General features: G+C 46.3%; 17 protein-coding genes. 12 read left to right on the forward strand and 5 right to left on the reverse strand.

Features of this window, described 5'->3' with window-relative positions; genetic code table 11:
- Window positions 1–137: 137 nt before the first annotated feature.
- From Q1A18_RS09905 to yidD, 5 genes are all read right to left on the reverse strand, one after another.
- Window positions 138–968, reverse strand: coding sequence for a metal ABC transporter permease (locus Q1A18_RS09905; protein ID WP_299579027.1), 831 nt, complete (start codon window positions 966–968; stop codon window positions 138–140).
- The gene (locus tag Q1A18_RS09910; protein WP_299579028.1) at window positions 952–1722 is read right to left on the reverse strand and encodes an ABC transporter ATP-binding protein; all 771 of its coding nucleotides are present in this window, start codon (window positions 1720–1722) and stop codon (window positions 952–954) included. Before Q1A18_RS09910 ends, Q1A18_RS09905 begins: the two co-directional genes overlap by 17 nt.
- Window positions 1719–2579 carry a zinc ABC transporter substrate-binding protein gene (locus Q1A18_RS09915; RefSeq protein WP_299579031.1) on the reverse strand — a complete coding sequence of 287 codons (861 nt, stop codon included), beginning with the start codon at window positions 2577–2579 and terminating at the stop codon, window positions 1719–1721. Before Q1A18_RS09915 ends, Q1A18_RS09910 begins: the two co-directional genes overlap by 4 nt.
- 199 nt (window positions 2580–2778) lie before the next feature.
- The gene (locus Q1A18_RS09920; RefSeq protein WP_299579033.1) at window positions 2779–3513 is read right to left on the reverse strand and encodes a sulfite exporter TauE/SafE family protein; all 735 of its coding nucleotides are present in this window, start codon (window positions 3511–3513) and stop codon (window positions 2779–2781) included.
- A 201-nt stretch (window positions 3514–3714) separates the two neighbouring features.
- Window positions 3715–4038, reverse strand: a complete 324-nt coding sequence (gene yidD / locus Q1A18_RS09925; RefSeq protein ID WP_363322887.1) for a membrane protein insertion efficiency factor YidD — start codon at window positions 4036–4038, stop codon at window positions 3715–3717.
- Between the two features lie 183 nt (window positions 4039–4221).
- Between yidD and Q1A18_RS09930 the strand changes: the two genes are divergently transcribed.
- From Q1A18_RS09930 to Q1A18_RS09985, 12 genes are all read left to right on the forward strand, one after another.
- Window positions 4222–4902, forward strand: a complete 681-nt coding sequence (locus Q1A18_RS09930) for an FAD-binding oxidoreductase (protein ID WP_299579035.1) — start codon at window positions 4222–4224, stop codon at window positions 4900–4902.
- 123 nt (window positions 4903–5025) lie between these two features.
- The gene (gene rlmN / locus Q1A18_RS09935; protein ID WP_299579037.1) at window positions 5026–6054 is read left to right on the forward strand and encodes a 23S rRNA (adenine(2503)-C(2))-methyltransferase RlmN; all 1029 of its coding nucleotides are present in this window, start codon (window positions 5026–5028) and stop codon (window positions 6052–6054) included.
- 294 nt (window positions 6055–6348) lie between these two features.
- On the forward strand, window positions 6349–8208 hold the full coding sequence (locus Q1A18_RS09940) for a PAS domain S-box protein (protein ID WP_299579040.1): 1860 nt from the start codon (window positions 6349–6351) through the stop codon (window positions 8206–8208).
- A 113-nt stretch (window positions 8209–8321) separates the two neighbouring features.
- Complete coding sequence (locus Q1A18_RS09945; RefSeq protein WP_299579042.1) at window positions 8322–8894, forward strand: TetR/AcrR family transcriptional regulator; 573 nt, start codon at window positions 8322–8324, stop codon at window positions 8892–8894.
- Between the two features lie 70 nt (window positions 8895–8964).
- On the forward strand, window positions 8965–9561 hold the full coding sequence (locus tag Q1A18_RS09950; protein WP_299579044.1) for an outer membrane beta-barrel protein: 597 nt from the start codon (window positions 8965–8967) through the stop codon (window positions 9559–9561).
- 185 nt (window positions 9562–9746) lie between these two features.
- Window positions 9747–10247 carry a hypothetical protein gene (locus Q1A18_RS09955; protein ID WP_299579046.1) on the forward strand — a complete coding sequence of 167 codons (501 nt, stop codon included), beginning with the start codon at window positions 9747–9749 and terminating at the stop codon, window positions 10245–10247.
- A gap of 96 nt (window positions 10248–10343) precedes the next feature.
- The gene (locus Q1A18_RS09960) at window positions 10344–10877 is read left to right on the forward strand and encodes a nitroreductase family protein (protein ID WP_299579048.1); all 534 of its coding nucleotides are present in this window, start codon (window positions 10344–10346) and stop codon (window positions 10875–10877) included.
- A gap of 104 nt (window positions 10878–10981) precedes the next feature.
- The gene (pdxA, locus tag Q1A18_RS09965) at window positions 10982–12082 is read left to right on the forward strand and encodes a 4-hydroxythreonine-4-phosphate dehydrogenase PdxA (protein WP_299579050.1); all 1101 of its coding nucleotides are present in this window, start codon (window positions 10982–10984) and stop codon (window positions 12080–12082) included.
- Between the two features lie 11 nt (window positions 12083–12093).
- Window positions 12094–12678, forward strand: coding sequence for a Holliday junction branch migration protein RuvA (ruvA, locus tag Q1A18_RS09970; RefSeq protein WP_299579051.1), 585 nt, complete (start codon window positions 12094–12096; stop codon window positions 12676–12678).
- A gap of 18 nt (window positions 12679–12696) precedes the next feature.
- Window positions 12697–20232, forward strand: coding sequence for a cell surface protein SprA (gene sprA / locus Q1A18_RS09975; RefSeq protein WP_299579052.1), 7536 nt, complete (start codon window positions 12697–12699; stop codon window positions 20230–20232).
- A 128-nt stretch (window positions 20233–20360) separates the two neighbouring features.
- Window positions 20361–21620: a peptidase U32 family protein gene (locus tag Q1A18_RS09980; protein WP_299579054.1), complete on the forward strand. Its 1260-nt coding sequence runs from the start codon at window positions 20361–20363 to the stop codon at window positions 21618–21620.
- 115 nt (window positions 21621–21735) lie between these two features.
- On the forward strand, window positions 21736–24489 hold the full coding sequence (locus Q1A18_RS09985; protein WP_299579056.1) for a hypothetical protein: 2754 nt from the start codon (window positions 21736–21738) through the stop codon (window positions 24487–24489).
- Window positions 24490–24532: the final 43 nt, after the last annotated feature.

The following is a 24532-nucleotide window of genomic DNA, read 5'->3' on the forward strand; positions in this document are numbered from 1 at the left end:
CGACAATTTCATTCTGACAGTTTGGACATAAGTATACCTCGCAACCAGTACAGGCAAAACAGTTACCGCAATCGCGCCTAAGCTCATCTTTCGGGTACGAATTGCCGCAGCTTTTACAGCTTAAGTAAACAGAGGAATCAGCCACGAACCGACAAATTTTGGTGTAGAAAAAGCCCCAACTTAACCAGTCCAAACTGGACAACCAGTGTAAAAATAATGGAAGCTCCCGATGGAATATCCACATAAAAGGAAAAGAGCAAACCTACAAAAGACCCAATAAAGGCAAACAATATCGAGATTGGCATCATTCGTTTAAAGTCTTTCGTGAACAGGTTGGCTGTTGCTTGCGGCAAGGTCATCAACGAAAGAATCAAAATAATTCCAACCACCCGGATATTCAGCACAATGGTAATGGCAATCAGGCTGATCAGTAAAAAATTAATCAGCGTTACCGGCAAGCCGGTTGTTTTCGCAAATTCTTCGTCAAAGGCCACATACAAAATCAACCGGTAAAACAAGGTGAAGAATAAAACCAAAACGACCGAAAGCACTCCCATAAACCACAATTCAGAAACCGATACCGTTAGCACGCTTCCAAACAAATAACTCATGAGATTAGGCGCATAGCCCGGGCTGAGGTAAATAAAAATAATTCCGATAGCCATTCCTAAAGACCACCAGATGGCAATCGACGAGTCTTCGCGCACCTTGGCTTTTTTTGTAAATAACTGAATGCCCCAGCCGGAAAGAATCGCAAAAATAGCGGCGCCCAACAAGGGATTCCAGCCCAGGAAGTAGCCAATCCCGATTCCCCCAAACGAGGAATGCGTAATTCCGCCACTCACAAAAACGATGCGACGGGAAACAATATAGGTTCCAATAATTCCGCAGCTGATGGCTGCAAAAAACGATGCCCAAAAGGCATGCAAAAAGAAGTCGTATGAAAATAATTCAATGATTGTGTCCATGGTCATGGTGGTTTTCGTGCAAACTCAACACCGTATGCGGAATATGTCCGTGGGTAATAATCTGCAACGGGCAATTATAAGAAGCCAACTGCTCGGTGCTAATCACATTGCTCGGATGATAATGTACCTGGCCGTTAACACAGGCAATAGTTTTCACATAATAAGAGATGGTTCCCACATCATGCGAAATCAAGACAATCGCCATGCGCTGATTCAGTTCCTTCAGCTTCTCGTACAATTCACTCTCGAATTGATTATCCACAAAAGTATCGGGTTCGTCCAGAATTAAGAGTTCCGGTTGATTCATCAGTGAGCGACATAAGAAAACGCGCTGCATCTGTCCTCCGGAAAGTTCCCCAATCGCTTTATGCTTAATGGCTGAAATGCCCATTTCCTCCAGCAACTGCTCAGCATAAGCCCGGTCGGCCGGATCTTTCTTCAAAAGTGACAGGAAATTTGTCCTGACCTTGCCTGACTGCACTACATCCAGCACAGTTATTGGAAAGCGTTTATCCACTTGATTGATTTGCGGCAAGTAGCCCACTTTCTTCAGAGGAATATGAAACTGAATGCTTCCGCTATCCGGTTTTACAAGACCAAGAATCGCTTTGATCAGCGTTGTTTTTCCACCGCCATTCGGCCCAATTACCCCTAAAAAGTCATGTGGCTGAATCACCAGATTGGCGTCCTCCAACACCCGTTGCTTATCGTAGCTAACCGAAAGGTTCTTTATTTCAACCAGTTTATCTTTCATTTCGATGCTTCAACAATTTTCCGGGCAATTTCCCGTAATCCTTCGGCCCAGTTTTCAGCTAAAGGATCCAACGGAACAATTTCTCCCTTAATCTCTTCAGCCAGCTGCCGGGCGTTTTCCTGATCAAATTCCTTCTGAATAAACACAACCCGAATGCCTTCTTCGCGGGCATGCTTAATCAGCTCACTCATGTATTTGGGCGAGGGTTCTTTTCCGTCCACTTCCAACGAAATTTGCTCCAAATCATAGTCACGGGCCAGGTAGCTTAACGCCGGATGAAAAATCAGGAACCCACGATGCTTCAGTTCGTCAAACTGACTGAGCAACTCCTGGTCGAGCGCTTCAATCTCAGCGCGGAAAATTTCATAATTCTCTTGAAACACCCCGGCCTTATCCGGAAACAACTCCACCAGCGCCTTATAGGTCAAAGAGGCTATTTTCAGAACTTCAGTCGGCGATGTCCAGATATGCGGGTCAACGCCATGCACGTGCACATGATCACCATGTTGTCTGATTTCTTCAGCTATCCAATCGGCATCAGCCGATGTATCAAAAACCTTCAAATTCGGATTGCCTTGCTCAATTTTTTCATGCCAGGCATCCTCGAAACCCACTTTCCCAATGCGCAACCATGCCGTTGATTTCGACAACTCCTTCATTTGCGAAGGCACCAGCGAATAGGTCTCCGGCCCGGCACCAGGAGGTACCAATACCTGAACTTCTAGCAGATTTCCTGCAATTTTTTCTACAAAATATTTCTGCGGAAGTATACTTACCGTCAACAGTTCTTTATCGTTTGTTTTTGGAGAACTACATGCCGCTCCTAAAACCAAGGCCAATAGTAATAATCTTTTCATCTTTCTTGTTTTATCTCCGGAATCATCTAAACAACAGCCTGATCAGCAAAGAGGTGCACAAACAGCCTAAACACAGCTGTTCCTTTTGACCAAATTTGCGTCAATTGCGGTTTTCAAACTCAAAGATAGTTAAACTTAAACACAACTGGAGAAGTAACCCTTCAGACGTTTTTTTGTTGACACAACAGGCTGAAATAAGTCAAGCCGATACCAGTGTCCGCACAATTATAAACAGCCCCAGCAAAAGGTTGATGTAGAGAATGACTTTCCGGAAAAAAAGCTGATTAACTTTTTGCGATAAGCCATCGCCCAGCTTTGTGCCCAATACAATGACCGGCAGAAGAAAAATGGTGAATTTTAAGGAAAAGGCGACAAAAATGCCATGAACAACATACAGAACAGAACTGATTGCGGCATTAACAACACTGACCAGTGCAAATATCTTTCGAAACGATTCTTTGGAATATCCTTTCCGGTTCATGGCCAATGCAAGCGGAGGTCCGCCAATCGACATACTTGAAGTAAGCAACCCACTTAAAAAGCCAGCAAATACAATAGGTTTCTTCCGTCGTTCTTCCGGAACCGGTTGATTTCCCCCCAGCAAAAAAACCATCGAAATGGAGAAAATAGAAATACCGGCAGCCAACTCCAGCGTTTGCTCCGGGAAGTAAGTCAGCACATAAACTCCCAGCGGAATACCAGCAAAACTAGCCAACAACATGGGAACAAAATGCCTGGCTTTTACCTTGAGCTTGATCGATGCCAACAGATACACTGAAGTGATCAAATTAAACAGCGTCATCGCCGGAATTAAAGACTGTATAGGAAACAGCAGCGAAAGCAAAGGAACTGCCAGCAAGGCAAAACCAAAACCCGTCATACCCTTTAACAGGGCGGCCATCAATACCACAACTACACTAATCACCCACTCCATTGTAATTTTTTTTCAAAGGTAACGAATAAGTATAAATACTTAGTCTGGGAGCAGGCGTTTTTTATAAAGCCAACAAACATTTAAAACGGAACAGAGCGTCCCCAGGCAACTTGCCCAATCTGAATATCCGGCAACTTTCAAAATTCATTTACAAAAAACAGGAAGATGATCGATCAAATTTTAGTCAGACTCAGCAGCACCCTATTTCAGCTTAAGTTTCTTCACTTTAATTTGATCCCGGTCCGGAACCGGATCATAACCATGCGTCCCCCACGGGTGGCATTTGGATATGCGCCGCACAGCCAGCCAAAACCCTTTAAAGGGGCCGTGAATTTTCACGGCATCAACCGCATATTGCGAACAGGTAGGAACATGGCGGCACGAAGCCGGAGTAAGCGGAGAAATGGCATATTTATAGAAGTACACCGGCAGTAATAACAACCAGCCCAACACTTTCAAAATCATTTTTGCCACACATTGCATAAAACTAGTCCTCTCCTTTTTAGAATGTGCAAAATTAATCATTTTTACGAAGGATTGAGAATCAACAACAAAGAGTTATTGACAGACAGCTATTCCGTCTTGCCGTACACCATCAACAAAAGCCCTCACAACAATAGCCCATCAGACATTATCCGCTGTTTTTACATCCAGACGAAAACCAAATGCCACCAACTGCGTTAATTGGATGAGTAAATCATTAAAGTGATGCCCAAAGCAGAAGAATATCAAAAAAAAGCCATTGAACTTTATCAGGAAACAGTGACCGGAAATGAAGAAATCTCACCCGGAGTTTACCTGATTTCCTACAAACGAAAGCACGATTTCATTCCCGGACAGGTTGTCAAAATTGGCATCGACAACACCCAGGCTCCGCGCATTTACAGCATTTGCAGTGGCAACCACGAAGAAGAAATCCGGGTCCTCTTCAACGTAAAAGAAGATGGCTATCTCACACCTAAACTGGCAAGCCTCATTCCTGGCGACCAACTACTGGTGTCGAAACCCTACGGCAGTTTTTTGGGGACTGAAGCATCGGCCTGGTGGATTGCCACCGGAACCGGCATTGCCCCTTTTTACTGCATGTTCCGCTCCGGACAATTTGAGAACAAGACACTCGTTCACGGAGTCCGCCATCTGAACCAGTTCTATTTTGAAGATGAGCTGGACTGGTCTCTCGGCAAAAACTATGTGCGGTGCTGCTCGCAGGAACAATCGTGCGATGTATTTCCTGGCCGGGTAACTGACTATCTGAAAACAGTGGATCACCTGCCTCCCAAACAGCGTTATTACCTCTGCGGAAAAGCGCTGATGGTGGTGGAAGTGCGGGACTTACTGATCGAGCGGGGAATCCCGTACGAAAACATCATTGCTGAAATCTACTTTTAGCCTGAATTCCTGTAAATAAGAAAAATCAATGCACTCAGTTTATTAGAAATCACTGGAAAGCATTTCGCTTTCAACAGTTTTTGCATCTGAATCTCTTTTATAACTTTGCAAAAAATTTACACGATGGTTAAAGAAGCACTTTTTGGAAAAACGTTGAGCGAGTTGCAAGAACTTGTTCTCGAAATGGGACTGCCCAAATTTACAGCCAAACAACTCACAGACTGGCTGTATAAAAAAGAAGTGTCTTCGATTGAAGAAATGACCAATCTGTCGAAAAAAGCCCGCGAACTACTTGCTGAGAAATACGTGTTTGGCTTGGTTGATCCAACCAAAGTGCAGGAAAGTACAGATGGCACCAAAAAATACCTTTTCCCGACCAGCAATGCCAAGTTCATCGAAACAGCCATGATTCCTGATCGCGACCGCAAAACTGTCTGCGTATCATCGCAAGTGGGCTGTAAAATGGGCTGCCTGTTCTGCATGACCGGCAAACAAGGATTTCAGGGACAACTGACTGCGGGCGAAATTGTGAATCAGATTCGCAACATACCGGAATGGCAAGAAGTAACTAACATTGTGTACATGGGTATGGGCGAGCCTTTTGACAACCTGGATGAAGTACTGAAAAGCACTGAGATCATGACTGCCGATTGGGGATTTGCGATGAGCCCACGGCGAATTACAGTTTCTTCCATCGGCATTGTTCCCGGCTTGGTTAGGTTTTTAAATGAAAGTGAAGCCCATTTAGCCATTAGCCTCCACACGCCATTTCACGAAGAACGTCAACAGTTGATGCCCGTAGAAATTGCTTATCCACTGGAAGATGTGCTGCAAGAAATACGCGACTGGGACTTTGGACGCCAACGACGCGTTTCATTCGAATACATTGTTTTTCATGAATTAAACGACACGCCGGCTCATGTAAAAGAAATGGCCCGTTTGCTGGATGGCATCAAATGCCGGATCAACCTCATTCGCTTCCACCCCATCCCCAACACGCCGCTGAAAGGGACAGATGAAACGACCTTGGTGCAATTTAAAGAAGGGCTGGAAGCCAAAGGGATTACTACCACCATTCGAGCTTCGCGTGGACAGGATATTTATGCAGCCTGCGGACTTCTATCGACCAAAACAATGGTCAAAAAGGACTAACACCTTCACCCGATTTTTTCGTGATGCGATGCAGCCTAGTCCAACCGGCATAGGTTGACATGCTGACAATTAATCTGATTCCCAATGACTATCAAATAATTCATTGGGACTTCTGCAATAGAATTAAAAAAGTGATACCTTTGATATTCCGGCAAGAATCTCTTCCAAGAGATTAAGTCAATCCGCAATGCACCGAAAACGAAACGAGCTCGCTAAATACAAACTGCTCGATCGCTCTACGACATGTTTTTTCAACATCTGTGCCCAACTCAGGAACAATCACAACCTGATAACATGAAAGCAGAAGAGGAAAACCAACAACTTAGAGAAAGCATCTTAATTAAAAACGGAAAACTTTTCCGGAAACTGTTTGATGACCACAAGGCTCCCAACCTGATCATTGATGCAGAATCGGGTGACATTATCCATGCCAACCGGCAGGCAATAAATTTCTATGCTATCTCGAAGCTAGAACTCCTCAGCATGAAGATTCAGGACTTCGGCACAAAATCAACTGCTGAAATCGAATCCCTTTTGGATCAGGCCCGCCAACAAAAGTTTGGCTATTTTGAATGCCTGCAAACCACGGGAAAAGGGATCGTGCAAAAAACCGAACTGTACATCAACACCATTGAATTTGAAGACAGACTTCTATTGCACCTGATCATCAACAATAGCAAACAGCGAAAACACCCGTATAAAAATGTCTCACTGAGCGAGGCACGTCTAAGGCAAGCAGAAATAGCCTCCAAGTCAGGAAATTGGGAGCTTCACCTGGATGACATGTCGATCCTTGGATCCAGAGGTGCAATGAAAATTTATGGTGTCGACCGCGACCATTTCAACTATCAAACCATCAAAGAGTTTCCCCTGCCAGAATACCGTACAGAACTGGACCAAGCCCTAAAAAACTTGCTGCACCAAAGCAAGCCTTACAAGGTTGAATTTAAGATAAAAGCTGCCGACACAGGACAAATTAAACACATTCATTCCACCGCCACTTACGACCGGGAGAAAGGCATTATCTTCGGCATTATTCAGGATATTACCGACCGCAAAAAGCAGGAAGAAGCCATCCAAAAAAGTGAGGCCAATTACCGTCATCTTCTGGAAATGGCACCCGATGCATTTTTCCAGGGCAACAGCAAAGGCGACTTTATTATCGTTAATGATAAAGCCTGTGAGCTTACCGGCTATTCCCAAAAAGAACTCCTGCAAATGAACATGAAAGACCTGTTCGCTTCCAGCCAGCTGAACCAAAACCCTTTAAGATATGATCGACTCAAATCAGGTGAAAGCTTAAAAATTGAACGGGAACTCAAACAGAAAAACGGCAACTGCATTGCAGTCGAAATGAGCTCCAGAGCCATGGATGATGGAACTTACCAAAGCTTTATTCGCGACATCAGTCAGCACAAACAGGCACAACAGGTGCTTCAGGACAATGAAATCCGTCTGCGGGAACTGAATGCCACCAAAGACAAATTGTTCTCCATCATTGCCCACGACTTAAAAAGTCCGTTCAACAGCATCATTGGCTTCTCCAGCTTATTGGCAGACAAAGTTGAGATCCAAAATTTTACCGGAATTGGAAAGTACGTTCAAATCATTCAGCAATCGGCACAAAATGCCATGGATTTGCTCCTTAACCTGTTGGAGTGGTCTCGCTCACAAACTGGCCGTACCCAGTACAATCCCGAACAAACAGATTGTGTATCGCTGATTGAAGAAGCCACCCTGCTGCTGAGCGATGTTGCCGAGCAAAAATCGATTTCACTGGTGAAAGACCTACCCCTAAAAGCCCCGGTCTATGCCGACCATTACATGATTTCGACCATCCTACGCAACCTGATTACAAATGCCATAAAATTCACCAAGCCGGGAGGGCAGGTAACCATTTCGGCTCAGCAAAACGCTAAAGAAGTTACAATTACGGTAGCCGATAACGGGATTGGCATGGAGCCCGATGCTTTGCAAAAGCTCTTTCGGCTTGAGGAAAGCTTTTCGACACCCGGCACGGTTAATGAAATGGGAACAGGTCTGGGATTGATTCTTTGCAAAGAATTTGTGGAAAAACACCAAGGAAAAATCACGGTTGAAAGTGAACCTGGTAAAGGCAGCCGCTTCCAATTCACCATCCCCAACCCCAGCTAATCAGAAACTTCCCCATCCTTCCAACATCAAGAACTGTCAATATTCTTCCGCAATAGAATTCATTTTTCAAAAATATTTGTACTTTTGAACCGAATTAGTCGAAAAACAGCCCTTTGAACGAAAAAGTACGAAATAGCATTATTGAAGTAGCCCGTGAAACCTTCGCCAAATATGGTTTCCGGAAAACGACCATGGATGAAATTGCTGTAGCTGCCCGCAAAGGGAAAAGCTCACTCTATTACTACTTCAAAAGCAAAGAAGAAGTTTTTCAGGCTGTTGTGGAGCAGGAAGCCGGCATTCTTTTTTCAAAAATTGAGCAATCAGTACGCGAACAAAATACCGCCCGGGAAAAACTTTCGGCCTACGTACTGGGACGCATGAAAGGGTTTCGCGATTTCGTAAATTATTACGATGCGTTGAAAAATGATTTCTTAAGCAAGATTGAATTCATCGAGCAAATACGGAAAAAGCACGACGAAAAAGAGCAAGCTGCCATTGCCCAAATTCTGGAAAAGGGCATAGAAGAAGGCCAGTTTCGGAAACTGAACATCAACCTTACAGCCCGGGCGATTGTCATTGCGCTGCGCGGCCTGGAAGAACCCTATTTTCTTACCGATGAGCAAGTTGACATAGAAGAACGTTTAAACGACTTGCTTTACATTCTATTTCATGGAATAAGCATTTAAATTTTTTTGTCTTCAATTCGACGATTTGACGTATTTCGTCGAATCAATTAACAATTAAACACAGAAAAAAATGAAACAAGTAAAAACACTCATCCTGCTGACCACGCTTTTAATAAGCTCAGTGCAGGCATTTAGCCAATTTGAGTTGGGTGTACAGCTGGGAATTGGAGCTGCAACCCAATCTGATCTCGGAAACATTTGTAAAAACGGAAACCGACTAGCTAACCTGAACACAGGAATACTGGCCAATTACCACACCAACAACTGGTTTGCTGTAAAAAGTAGCTTATTGTTCGTTCAAAAAGGAGGCTATTGGAACGATACCGATGAAACCTACCGGATAAATTACCTTCAACTTCCGGTTAAAGCATCGTTTTCCTCGGTTTTGGTTGAAGAAAATAACTCCCGAATCTTCTTCGCAACGGGCCCCTACCTGGCAACTCGCCTGAAAGCAGAACAAGAACAAGCCGGAACAACAACAGACCTGAAAGACGAAGTCAAACCAACCGATTTTGGCTGGGCCTTTGAGCTTGGAGTAAGTCTTCCTGTTTCAAGCCATGACATCCAAATCAGCTTGAACTACGATATGGGAATTTCCGAAGTATACCATGCGGAAAAGGATTTCCAAAACAAAGCTCTTTCCTTAAATATGGGGTTTCTATTTTAAGCCCTTCACCCCCTCAATTCGACCATGAGGCCATTGGTATTTTTACTCTAACAATGGCCTTTATGGTTAAGTGTTAACACTAACCTTCCTTACCAAAAACAAAAATACGCCCGCCTAATTCGACATAAACCCCTACCATCTTTGCGCTAAATTTTCTACCTTGCAATTGGCAATCTTTACAAACTATGGAAAAGCTTTATTGGACAAAAGGGATCTTTAAGAACCAATTGCACCTGACCCGAAACAACGAACAAATCGGTCTGATTGAGTGGAAAAATATGTTTAGCTCCGAAGCCTTGGCCACCATGAAAGGGAAACGCTTTATTTTGAATCGCGACTTTTTCCTGTCGAAACTGGAAATTTCGGACACCAACAATCGTGCTCCTTTGGCTTCCATCATGATCAATCTTTTCCACCCTAAAAGTGATGTTGTCATCAACGGAAAACGCTTTGAACTGGAGATCAAAAATTTTTGGCAATCCAGATGGGCCTGGAAGTTTAATGGCCAGGAAATCATCATCTTCCAAAGCTACGAGTTGCTTTCAAAAGACAAAGGACAAATTGAAATTTACTCGGCCGACACCGATGAACTCGAACTGCTTATCCTGCTCGGATTGTTTGTACGCAACCAGCTTATCCTTTTCATGTTGTTACTTTTGTTAATTATTTTCTCCATTCTTATCTAAATTTCAGCCATGCTTTCTTATTTTTACCAAGCCTGAGATTCTTTACCTCGAAAGAAAACGCTCAGCAACCGTCTAGCAGACATAAATAACAGACACATGATTGAATTACTTCGCTCACGAAGGAGCATTCGAAAATTTACGAGCGAGCCAGTCGCTCCGAAAAAACTAGAACAATTGCAGGAAGCGGTTTTACGTTCTCCGTCATCCAAAAACGGCAATCCTTGGGAGTTTATCTTCATTGATGATCCCAAGCTGATCCAACAACTCAGCCAATGCAAACCGCACGGAGCTGCCTTTTTAGAAAAGGCTCCTTTGGCCGTAATCGTTCTGGCTGATGAAAACAAAGGAGATGTGTGGGTTGAAGACTGCTCCATTGCCAGTATTTTGCTTCAACTTACGGCACAATCACTCGATTTGGGCAGCTGCTGGGTGCAAGTTCGCAAGCGCCAGCACAACCAGGAACAAACCGCTGAGCAATACATCCAACACTTGTTTCAACTGCCCGAAAACTTTCGGGTGTTGAGCATCATCGCCATTGGAAATCCCGCGCAAACCCGCCAGGGAAAACCGTCTGAGGAACTGGAATACCATAAAATTCATCATAATCAATTCACCCCAGGCAAGCCCTAATCTTTTTGATAAAGTTCAGATAAAGAATTAACTTTGCCTTTCACAGAAAACAGCTGTGAACAAGAGATTTTCAAGATTTCCACACACCATAAGAGACTGATAAAATGAGCAGAAACAAAATAAGAATCGGAATATCACAAGGTGACATCAACGGAATTGGCTACGAAGTAATTATGAAAACCCTGTTGGATGCACGTATCCTCGAAATGTGTACTCCCGTGGTTTATGGCTCGCCCAAGGTGGCCGCCTACCATCGTAAGGCATTGAATTTAACCAACTTCAACTTCAACAACATTCAGTCGGCCCGTGAAGCCGATCCGCGACGTGCCAACATCATCAACTGTATTGACGATAACATCCGTGTGGAATTAGGAAAGTCATCCGGAATTGCCGGAGAAGCTTCCTACATGGCGCTGGAACGAGCCGTCAGCGACCTGAAAGCCGGTGAAATTGATGCGCTTATTACAGCCCCCATCAACAAAGACAACATTCAATCAGACAAGTTCCATTTTCCAGGTCACACCGAGTTTTTAGCCGAACAGTTTGGGGCCGAAAACTACCTGATGCTCATGGTGAGCGAGATGATGAAAATTGGAGTGGTTACTACCCACGTGCCGCTGGCCAAAGTCTCCTCTTTAATCACCAAGGAAGCGATTCTCAGCAAACTGCGCATCATGGACAGTTCGCTCGAAAAAGATTTCAGCATTAAAAAACCTCGCATTGCCGTACTAGGACTAAATCCGCATGCTGGTGATGGCGGACTGTTGGGAACTGAAGAAAAAGACATCATCATTCCGGCCATTGAACAAGCGAAAAAAGAAGGTATTTTAGCCCTTGGCCCTTATCCGAGCGACGGTTTCTTCGGATCGGGCGACTATGTCAAGTTCGATGCGATTTTGGCGATGTACCACGATCAGGGCTTAACCCCTTTCAAACTGGCATCTTTCGACAAAGGTGTAAACTACACCGCCGGACTACCATTTATCCGCACCTCGCCCGCCCACGGTACCGCTTTTGATATTGCCGGAGAAGATAAAGCTTCCCCCGACTCATTCAGACAAGCGCTTTACCTGGCTATTGATGTGCACAAAAGCCGCGAACTTTATAAAGAAATCAATAAAAATCCGTTGAGAAAGTTTGAGATCAACCCCAACCAGGTTGATGAAAACATTGATTTGCAAAGCGCTGACGAACCTGAAATTTAAAGCACAGCATTATGTACGAATACATTCAGGGAAAAATAACCGGACTGACTCCCGCCAACGCGATCATTGAAGCCGGTTCCATTGGTTATTTTATTCAAATTTCGCTCAATACTTATTCGCTCATCAACGGGAAAGAGCATACCAAGCTCTTTCTGCACCAAACCGTTCGTGAAGATGCTCACCTGCTGTACGGATTTGCAGAAGCAGGTGAACGCGAACTCTTTCGTTTGCTGATTTCGGTCAATGGCATTGGGTCCAACACCGCCATGATGATGCTATCATCGCTAACAGCTGAAGAAATCCGCCAGGCTATTCTGGGTGAAAACGTTAACTTACTGAAAAGTATAAAGGGCATTGGTGCAAAAACAGCACAGCGGGTCATTATTGATCTGAAAGATAAGATTGGAAAAACAGCAGCCAGCGACCAAATTTTAATCTCAAAAGCAGACAATACAATCCGCGATGAAGCGTTATCAGCATTAGTAATGCTGGGATTTGCCAAGAAGAATATTGAAAAAGAACTGGACAAACTTCTGAAAGCCAATCCTGATCTGACCGTCGAAGACACCATAAAAAGAGCCTTAAAGGGGCTGTAACGTTGAAAAAGACTGGCATTGAAAAAGAGCTTAACAAATATCCTTGCAACAGTTGTTTTTCCGGGAGTACTGAGCATGGGCTGGATATTGTCTCCACCCCCTACCAACGGACAGACAAAGACCAGCAATGCCATTATTACCGATTCGTTGGAAATTGACACAACCGGCACCCTTCCTTACCCTTTTGAGGATGAGCCGGTTTTTGAATTTCCGGACAGCAAAGACAGTTCCGAGCTCTTTTTAAGCCGCCCGTCCAACATCAACACCGAAATGGAGTATGACCCGGAAACCGGTGAGTACATTTTCTATGAGAAGATTGGGAACCTGAATTACCGGCTCCCAAAAACCATGACCCTCCAGGAGTTTGTCGATTACGACTTTAAAAATTCGATTCGCAACTACTGGCGTACCCGAGGCAACCAGCTTGACATGGAAACTCAGGGTTCGGTTATTCCCAGCCTGACTGTTGGTGGCGAAGCCTTCAACCGGATTTTTGGAGGCAACAGCATTGACATCCGTCCGCAAGGTTATGTTGAAGTAAGCTTTGGCTACCAGATGAATGCCATTGAAAACCCGGCAATTCCCGAGCGCCTGCGCAAAACTCCAACCTTCGACTTCGACCAAAAGATCCAGATGAACGTCATGGGAAGCATTGGCGAAAAGATGAAAATGCGGGTCAATTACAACACCGAGGCGACTTTCGACTATGAAAACAAGATGAACATCGACTATACCGGCGATGAAGATGAAATTCTCAAAAAAGTCGAAGCCGGTAACGTGTCGCTACCCCTCAACGGATCGCTGATCACTGGCGGAACCAACCTGTTTGGGGTGAAAACCGAAATGCAGTTTGGAAAACTGAACCTGACCACCATTTTCTCTCAAAACAAAGGCGAAACGCAGGTCATTGAAACAGAAGGAGGAGCCCAAAAATCAACGTTTGAAATTGAAGTACTGGACTACGATGCCAACCGCCACTTTTTCCTGGCGCAGTACTTTCGTGATACGTATAACGAAGCCCTGGCCAAGCTACCCGTTGTCCGGTCCTCCATCACCATTAATAAAATTGAAGTCTGGGTAACCAATAAATCCAATCAAACCAATGAATCCCGGAACATACTGGCTTTTATGGACCTGGGCGAACATCAGAAAAATATTTACAACACAGTTCCCGGCTTTCAGGAAACGACAACAAGGCCCTATCCGGAAAACATTTATCCGTTTAACGAGGCCAACAACCTGTACACCGAAATTGTAACCAGCTACAGCGACATCCGCGAAGCCAACCTGATCAATAAAACCATGCAAAGCCTGGATGCCTTCAACTTTAAAGGTGGTCAGGATTTTGAGAAAGTAGAACAAGCCCGGAAGCTGAGCCCTTCGGAATATACTGTCCATGAAAACCTGGGCTACGTTTCGCTGAACTCTTCGCTAAATACGGATGAAGTTCTGATGGTAGCCTACAACTACACGGCCAACGGCAAAACTTACCAGGTGGGTGAATTCTCAACCGATGGCATTGAGGCACCGCAGACCCTTGTTATGAAGCTATTGAAAGGCACCAACTTGTCACCCCGCTACCCGACCTGGAAGCTGATGATGAAAAACATTTACAGCCTGAATGCCTACCAGCTGTCCAAGGAAAACTTCATTCTTGATGTGCTCTACCAAAACGACTCGGGAACCGACATCAACTACCTTCCCGAAACCAACCTGGAAGGACACATCCTGCTGAATGTATTGAATGTTGACAACCTGAATACACAACTCGATCCGGGATCAGATGGTGTGTTTGACTACATTGAAGGCATCACCGTTCTTTCATCCAGCGGGCGAATCATTTTCCCGGTGCTGGAGCCGTTTGGAAGCCACCTGGCCGATTCCATCTCTGACCCTGCCCTGGCTGAAAAGTATGCTTACCGTTCGCTTTACGACTCGACAAAAACCTATGCCGAACAAGATACCAAACACAACAAATTTATTCTGAAAGGAAGCTACGAAGGCTCTTCCAGCTCTGAAATTGCCCTGGAGAGAATGAACGTAGCACAAGGCTCGGTTAAAGTAACTGCCGGCGGACACGAGCTGCAGGAGTACATCGACTACACCGTTGACTACACCCTGGGGCGCGTAAAGATCATCAATGCCGGTCTGCTGGAATCCGGAACGCCCATTCGCATCAGCACCGAAAGTGAAGACTTGTTTAGCGTACAGCGCAAAACACTGGTAGGAACCCACGCCAACTATGCCTTCTCCGACAATTTCAACCTGGGGGCAACTGTGCTGCACATGAACGAACGCCCACTGACACAAAAAGTCACCTATGGCGAAGATCCGATTTCCAACACCATCTGGGGACTGGATGTGAACTACAATACCGAGTCTAACCTGCTGACCACGCTGGTAGACAAACTGCCTTTTATTGAAACCAAAGAACCGTCATCCATTTCCATGGAGGCAGAGTTTGCCCAGCTAATCCCCGGGCACTCAAAGGTAATCGACAAAGAAGGAACTGTTTACATTGATGACTTTGAAGCGACCAAAACATCCATCAACCTCAAAGCACGGCAGGCATGGGTGTTGGCCAGTACTCCACAAAAGCAGGAAGACCTGTTTCCCGAAGGAAACCTGAACGACGACCTGGCCTACGGATACAACCGCGCCAAACTGGCCTGGTACATCATTGACCCGCTGTTTTTGCGCAACACCTCACAAACCCCTTCGCACATCAAAGGCGACCGCAACCAACAGCGCAATCACTTTGTACGCGAGGTCTTTTTAAAAGAAATTTTTCCGGATAAAGAAACACCCACCGGAACACCCACCAACATTCCGGTGCTTGACCTGGCCTATTACCCCAACGAAAAAGGGCCTTACAACTTCGACACGGCGCCATCAGCCTACTCTGCGGGGGTTAACTCAGACGGTAAACTCAACAACCCGGAGTCGCGCTGGGCTGGAATCATGCGTAAAATTGAAACGACTGATTTTGAAGCTGCCAACATCGAATACATCGAATTCTGGATGATGGATCCTTTCGTGTACGACAAGCAAAACGGAGTTGCAGCTGAGGGAGGTGACCTGTATTTCAACCTTGGAGATATTTCGGAAGACCTGTTGAAGGATTCACGCAAATCCTTTGAAAATGGCCTGCCTGAAACTGCCGAGCTGCAGGATGTAGACACCACTGTTTGGGGACGCGTCTCCACCAAACAATCTATCGTAAATGCTTTTGCCAATGATCCGGTTTCGCGCCAATTTCAGGATATCGGTTTTGATGGCTTAAACGATGATGACGAACGCTCGTTTTTCCAAAGCTACCTACAGGCACTGGAAGGCATCCTGGCTCAAACCGCTTTAACCGAAGCCCTGAATGACCCGGCCAGTGACAACTATCATTACTATCGCGGATCTGATTTTGATGCGGAACAGGCTAGTATTCTAACACGGTACAAGAATTACAACGGGCCGGATGGCAACTCTCCCACCTCGGAGATGTCGCCTGAGTCTTACCCCACAACGGCCTCCACCATGCCCGATATTGAAGACATTAATAACGACAATACCCTGAACGAATACGAACGCTATTTCCAGTACCGTATCAGCATTCGCCCCGAGGACATGCAACTGGGCCAAAACTTCATTACCGATATTCGGGTGGGCCAAAGTGAAGGCCCCAGCGGAGGTGTTCAGGAAGTTAACTGGTACCAGTTTAAAGTCCCTGTCAGTGCTTTTGAAAACAAGATTGACATGGACGAATTCCGCTCCATTCGCTTCATGCGGGTATTCCTTAAAGGCTTTCAGGACACCACCATTCTGCGTTTTGCAACCATGGACCTGGTACGAGCCGACTGGCGACGGTTTACCGATGAAATTGATGAAACAAGCGTGCCTCCAAGCCCGCAAACCGAATTTGAAATATCAGCAGTCAACATTGAAGAAAACAGCCGCAGAGAGCCTGTAAACTACATTCTTCCACCGGGAATCGACCGGGTGATTGACCCGGCAAACCCACAGCTACTGCAGCTTAACGAACAGTCGCTGGTACTGAAAGTCATCGACCTGCAAATGGGCGATGTGCGGGCTGCCTACAAAACATTGGGCATGGACTTCAGGCGTTATCGTCGCCTTAAACTGGAGCTGCATGCCGAAGAAATTGATGGCTATCCGCTTAACGACGATCAGCTGCATTACTTCATCCGGTTGGGAACCGACGAAAACAACTATTACGAGTATGAAGTTCCGCTAAAACTGACCGAACCCGGCTTCTACAATGGCGACATTGAAAGCCAGCGTTACCTGGTTTGGCCCGATGAAAACCGGATTGACATTCCGCTCGACCTGTTTACCGAAGCCAAAATGGCCCGGAATGCCTTGTCTCGCCAAGCCGGAGCCTCTGTCAATATTTCCGATGTTTACGAGACTTCGCACCAGGGATGGAACAACAACAAAAATATTGTGAAGGTAAAAGGAACGCCCAACCTGGCTGAGGTAGGTGTCATCCTAATGGGAGTCCGTCATAAACAGCAGGGCAACCTCAACCCCGGCCCCAAATCGGTAGAGGTATGGGCCAATGAGCTCCGCTTAACCGACTTTGATGAAGAAGGTGGATGGGCTGCCAATGCCCGGGTTTCAGCCCGACTGGCCGACCTGGGATCCGTGGTGGTGGCCGGACGCACCCGTTCTTCCGGTTTCGGAAGCATTGATCAAACCATGAACGAGCGTGCCCTGGACGACTTGGTGGAATACGACATTTCATCCAACTTCGAGCTAGGCAAGTTTTTCCCCGAAAAAGCCAAAGTCCGCATTCCGCTGTATGTGGGAGTTTCCAAAAGCATCAGCAATCCCAAATACAATCCGCTGGATCCGGATATTGAAATGAAGGATGCTGTCGATCAGCTTGATTCCCGGTCGGAACGCGACTCGCTGAAACAGATCGCTCAGGACTATGTCAGCCGCAAGAGCATTAACTTCACGAACGTGAAGGTTGACAAGATGAGTAAGTCCGGCAAGCCCCGCCTGTATGATCCGACCAACTTCTCGGTAACCTATGCTTACAACGAGATGAAGAAACGGAACGTGAATACCGAATACAGCCTGGAAAAAAACTACCGGGGGATGTTTAGCTACAATTTCAACAATCGTCCGAAGTTGGTGGAGCCTTTCAAAAAAGTAAATTTCCTGAAAGGGAGAGCCCTTCAGCTGGTTCGGGATTTTAACTTCTACCCCATGCCTACCCAGTTGTCGTACCGCACGGACCTTTACCGGCATTACAAAGAAGTGCAGGCCCGTAACCTGACCAATCCGAATATGATTATTCCCCGCACCTTCGACAAGGAATTTCTTTGGAACAGGTACTTCGACCTAAACTTCAACCTGACCCGGTCGCTGAAACTGGATTTCTCCTCGCAGGGAACCGCCCGCATTGATGAGCCGGCCGGGCGCATTAACCGGCGCGATGATGATTATGAGTTAAAACGAGACTCCATCATCACCAACCTGCTCAACCTGGGACGCCCCATTTTATACCATCATACGTTTAACGCTTCGTATGTGGCACCGCTCAACAAAATTCCATTCCTGAACTGGGTAAGCGCAACCGGACGCTACCAGGCGCAGTACGACTGGTATGCGGGCCCCATTACCGACGAGTCAACCCGACTGGGGAATACGGCCGAAAATGCCCGGGTGGCCCAGCTGAACGGACAGGTAAACATGCTTAACCTGTACAACAAAGTGTCGTTTCTGAAAGAAGTGAACCAGAAGTTTGGCTCCAGCACGCGCTCGGCACGAAGCTCGCGCAGCCGCGCTCAGGCCGCAACGCGCTCCAGAGGCAAGCAGGAAGATCCAAGATACAAGATTGTCACCTACGAAAGTGCCCGCACCAACCTGAAAGCCAACACGGCCAAGGTAATTAACCACAAGCTGAAAACAGAAGATGTACAGGTTACTTTGGTCAACCCCACAGGAGGCCAGGTAGAAGGAGAAGTGGTGGTGGTTAACGAAAACCGGGTGACCGTAACCGTTCCGGATAACACCAGTCAGGTGATGGTTCGCGTAAGCGGAAAACGGGAAGTAGGCGATGGCGTGATGCTGAAAATAGCGCAATACACAGCGCGCACACTCATGAGTGTTAAAAACATTTCCGTCTCGTATTCCAGTTCCGATGGAACCATTATGCCAGGATTCCTGCCCGAGCCCGCCTTCTTTGGTGCCGGTAATTACACACCCGACCCGGTAACCTTTGGCAACATTGGCAGCAGCAATGCGCCCGGATTCCCTTTCCTTTTTGGCTGGCAGGATGATGATTTTGCCCGCAAAGCCATCAGCAAAGGCTGGTACACCAATGATACCACCCTGAATGCGCCGTACCGGATGAACCACAACGAAACCTTCAGCATTCGTGCCAACGTGGAGCCTATTCCCTTTCTGCGCATCGACCTGACGGCCAACCGTTCGTATTCAGAAAACATGCAGGAATACTATTCCTACGACCATACATCCGGAAGTTTCAGTTCCAACAGCAGAACCCTGCAAGGCAACTTCTCCATGTCCATCAACACCTGGAGTACTGCTTTCAGCAAAATTGGCGAAGCCGAAATTCAGGAATCAGCTCCTTTTCAGGAAATGATGGACTACCGCCGAACCATTGCCTGGCGTTTGGCCGGTCAGCGCATTGCCAACCCGGCTGTGGGCTACAGCCCCGAGGCGCCGCATACCATTGCCGAAGGCTATCCGGCGGGCTACGGACCTACCTCGCAGCAGGTATTGATTCCGGCTTTTATTGCCGCCTACACTGGTCAGGATCCGAGCAAAGTGTCACTCGATCCGTTCCCTTCCATCAAACACATGCGCCCCAACTGGCGGGTGACCTATGATGGCCTGGTGACCAAAATTGAAGGCTTGAATAAAGTGCTCAAAACACTCAACATCAACCATGCTTACCGCTCCAGCTACAATGTGGGTTCATTCATTACCAACCTGAGCTATAATGACCAGGTGTACAATGATGGCTTTAGCTATGTGTTGAACGAATTGAGCGGCAATTTCATTGGCCGATACGACATTAACGTGGTGAGCATCAACGAACAGTTCAGCCCGCTGATTAACATGGATGTTACCTGGCTGAATGATATGACTACCCGTGCCGAAGTGAGCCGGAGCCGCAACCTGGCGCTTAACTTTGCCAACAACCAGCTCACCGAAGTGCTGACCAACGAGTACACCTTTGGACTGGGCTACCGGTTCGAGCGCATGGACTTAATCATCAAAACCAAGCGTTCGCAAAAGGCCTATTCCAACGACCTGAATATCCGGGCCGACGTGTCGTTCCGCAAAAACAAAACCCTGATTCGCAAACTGGTAGAGGCAACCAACCAGCTAACAGCCGGACAAAACGCCATTACCATTAAAACCACCGCCGACTACATGCTCAGCGACCGGTTCCAAATGCGCGTCTATTTCGACAAGGTCATCAACAAGCCCTTTACCTCCTTGTCATTCCCAACCTCCAACACCAACTTTGGGCTGAGCTTCCGCTTCACCTTGGCGCAGTAGGGGAAAGTCAGAAAGGCTCATGGGAAGAGTGATTACATGGTCATTCAATAATTTCAGGCACTCACTTGAATCCCCTGCTTCTGAAGTATATTTTTAGTACTTTTGCCCCCATCAATTAAGCAACCGGGATGGAAAGAAGAGATATAGAAATTATGGCGCCGGTAGGTTCCTACGAATCATTGGCCGCAGCCATTCAGGGAGGAGCTGGATCGGTTTATTTTGGGGTTGAAAAACTCAACATGCGTTCCCGTTCATCCAACAACTTCACCTTGGAAGACCTCAGGAAGATTGTGGACATCGCCACCAAGCATGGGGTTAAGACTTACCTTACGGTCAACATCATTGTGTTTGACAATGAGCTGGACAAGCTGCACGAAATTATTGATGCCGCCAAGGAAGCTGGCATTACCGCCATCATTGCCAGCGACATTGCTGCCATTGCCTATGCCCACAGTGTAGGAGTAGAAGTGCACATTTCTACCCAGGTGAACATCACCAACATTGAAGCGGTAAAGTTCTACGCACAATATGCCGATGTGGTGGTGCTGGCACGTGAGATGAACCTCGGACGTGTTTGGGAAATCAGCAAACAAATAAAAGAACAAAACATCACCGGACCGGCAGGTAAACTCATTCAAATTGAAATGTTTGTCCACGGAGCCTTGTGCATGGCTGTTTCAGGCAAATGTTACCTAAGCCTGCAGGAGATGAATTCATCGGCCAACCGTGGAAGCTGCATGCAAACCTGTCGCCGGGCCTACACCGTAACCGACAAGGAAACCGGTGCCGAACTTGAGGTTGACAATGAATACATCATGTCGCCCAAAGACTTAAAAACCATTCACTTTCTAAATAAATTGCTCGATGCCGGCGTTTCGGTCCTGAAGATTGAAGGGCGGGCACGTTCTCCCGAATATGTTAAAACAGTGGTGGAATGCTACCGCGAGGCTGTTGACGCCTACTTCAACAACGAATTTACCGATGAGAAGATCAGCGCATGGGACGAATGCCTGAAAACGGTTTTCAACCGTGGTTTCTGGGATGGCTACTACCTGGGGCAACGCCTGGGCGAGTGGAGCAAGAACTACGGTTCGGTGGCCACCAAGCGTAAATTGTATTTGGGCAAGGGCATGAACTATTTCTCCAAACTGGGTGTGGCCGAATTTAAAATGGAAGCCGGCAAACTTCAGGTGGGCGATGAAATTCTGATTACCGGCCCAACCACCGGCGTGGTAGAAGCTACCGTGGAAGAAATACGTGTTGATTTAAAACCTGTTGAAGAAACCAAACGTGGCGAGCGGTTCTCCATTAAGCTGGGTCAAACCATTCGTCGTTCCGATAAATTATACAAAATAGTTCCAGCCAGTGAAGTTCATCAGCGAAAATAAAACCGCCCGGGCAATGAAATTAAGAATGACTGGTTAATAAGTCATCCGAAATTCAAGGCCAAAATATTTCGCCGCTGCCTGACTTTCTTGTTATTTTTGATAAAAAAATCAGATTATGCGCAAGCTCATCATACCGATTCTGCTCATTTTTGTCTTGATAGCTGCTGCTGCCTTCTTTTTGATGGAGGAGCAGTCGAAGAGCTACGACAACAACTCTTCTTTTCGTGCTATCCCAGTTAAAACGCCCTTGATTGTTGAGATTCCAGAACTGGATGCTTTGCTTGATAAAATGGATTCGCAAAACCCTTTAGTTGCCGAGCTGCAACAGGTTAGCGAATTGGAGACCTTTTTTGCAGATGTTAAGGTGTTGAAGAGCCAGTTTGAATCCAGTGCTCCTTTTCGTAAAGTTCTGGCCGACAAGTCGGTGCTGGTAGCTTTTAATGCGGAAGGAAAGAACAATGTTGGTTGCCTGTTTGTAGCCAGCTTAAACGACCGCAAAGAGAAAGCCACGATCCTGAATTACTTCAACAACCTGCCAGCTGCTCAAAACGGAAAGATCAGCTCGCGTGAATACGATGAGGAAGAAATTTACCAGCTGAAAAACGGCGGAACAACCTTCAGCTTTGCTTTTAAAGACGGGGTGATGCTGTTTAGCCGTTATGCCCTGTTTGTGGAAGAAGCCATCCGGCAAATGACGGTGGAAAATCTGACCAACAACCAACAGTTGCAAGACTTGTACGCGACGGTCAGCTCCAACTCAGACTTTAACCTGTACATTCAGCATGATCGTTTTCCCGGTTTAGTTTCCGGCCTGGTGCCACGCGACTTCCGCAAACAACTGAACCTGTTTGGCAGTTTTTCCGACTGGACCGAGCTGGACGTAAACATCAAAAATACCAACCTGTTGCTGAACGGCTTCAGCTTCTCCAACCCGAACAACCACAACTACTTGTCGGTATTTCGCGGCCAAAAACCCATTCGAACAGACATTACCAAAGCCCTTTCGGCCAACACCAGCCTGTTCATCAATCTGGCCCTTGACGACCTGAGTGCATTTTACAGCAACTACGAAGAATACCTCAAAAAACAAGGTCTGTTCTATGCCCGCGAAACCCAGCTAAAAAAGCTTGAACGCTACAGCAAAGTTCCTTTCCAAACCTTGTTTACCGAGATTGCCAAAAATGAATTTGCGCTGGCCTTTGGAACAGTTACTCAGAACGATCCGGCCAACAACCGCTTTTTTATTGCCGAGGTAAAAGGACAGTCGCTTGCCCGAGAAAAACTGCTTCCAGTGCTCGAGAATTATGCCAAAGCCAACAAAACCAGCTTGCAGGAAATGCAAAGCCAGTATGAAATTCAAAACGCGAGTTCCTTTACAATTTACGAGTTTCCATTTGCCAACCTGCCGGAACTCCTTTTTGGCGAAGTTTTTTCAGGCACTGAAAGCCGCTTCCTGAGCTTCTACGACAACTACCTGATTTTTGCCGACAACAGCGCCGCATTGAAACATTATCTTCACAATCTGGTGCTTTCTGAGACACTTCAAAATGATATCCAATTTCAGAAATTTAGCGAGCAGCTGGCCAGCCGTTCTACGCTGAACAGCTACCTCAATTTCTCAAAAGCCTTTTACCTGGGGAATTACTATTTGAACGAAAAGCCCGCGCAATTGCTGAACACAAACGAACAATCTATCCGGAAGTTTCACGCACTAAGCTGGCAGCTCTCGGAAAACTCGGGCCAATTCCTGAATAACTTGTACTTGAAATATGATCCGGTTCTGAAAGAGGAACCGCAAACCGTGTGGCAAAGCAAACTGGATTCCACCGTAGCCATTAAACCTCAGCTGGTGACCAACCACAACGATCAGGCCAACAAAGAAGTCATTATTCAAGACAACAAACATCAGCTTTGCCTGATTAACAAAGAAGGCGTAAGCCTTTGGAAAGTTCAACTTCCGGGGAAGATAATGAGTGAGATTTATCAGATAGACTACTACAAAAACGGGAAGCTCCAGTACTTATTCAATACCAAAGATAAATTGCACATCATTGACCGGGAAGGCAATAATGTGGCACGCTATCCCATCAACTTCAGATCTCCAGCCTCCAATGGGGTTGCTGTTTTCGACTATGATAGCAACCGCAACTACCGGTTCTTCATTGCTTGCGAAAATAAGCAGGTTTATGCTTACAACCATGAAGGAAAACTGGTCAAAGGCTGGGGTTTTACAGGAACCGACGGCCCCGTGACCACTCCTGTCAAACACTTCCGTGTAGGTGGCAAGGATTATTTGGTTTGCGCCGACCAATACAAAACCTATATTTTGGACCGGCGAGGCAACACACGGGTGAAAACCAGCAACAACTTTGAACATTCCGCAAACGACCTTTACCTGATACAAGCCGGGCAGGCAGCCATTGCCACAACGGATATTAACGGGCAGGTTCATTTAGAATACTTCGATGGCACTCACGAGCTAATTAAGACCCAGAAGTTCGGCAAAAACCATTTCTTTGAAGCCGCCGACCTGAATGCCGACGGAAAAACAGACTTTATTTTTGCTGACGATAATGAGCTGTGGGCTTTTAACCACCAAGGAAAGAAGATCTTTGAACGAGAGTTTAACAGCAAAATATCGAGCAAACCCAACTATTACACCTTTGCCAATGACGACCGTAAAATCGGTGTTGTTTGCCGGGCCGAGAACCGGGTTTATCTGATAAACGCCGATGGCAGTCTGTATGATGGGTTCCCCCTACATGGTAATACCGATTTTACCATTGGCTATTTCAATCGCGGTAATTCGTATTTCAACCTGGTAGTGGGTAACGAAGACAACAGCTTTTACAATTACCAGGTAGAATAAGCTCGGCACAATATGGAATAGCTGCACACTCCCCTTCAATGCT

Source organism: uncultured Sunxiuqinia sp., from assembly GCF_947495665.1.
In the GTDB taxonomy this organism is placed as follows: Bacteria; Bacteroidota; Bacteroidia; order Bacteroidales; family Prolixibacteraceae; genus Sunxiuqinia; species Sunxiuqinia rutila.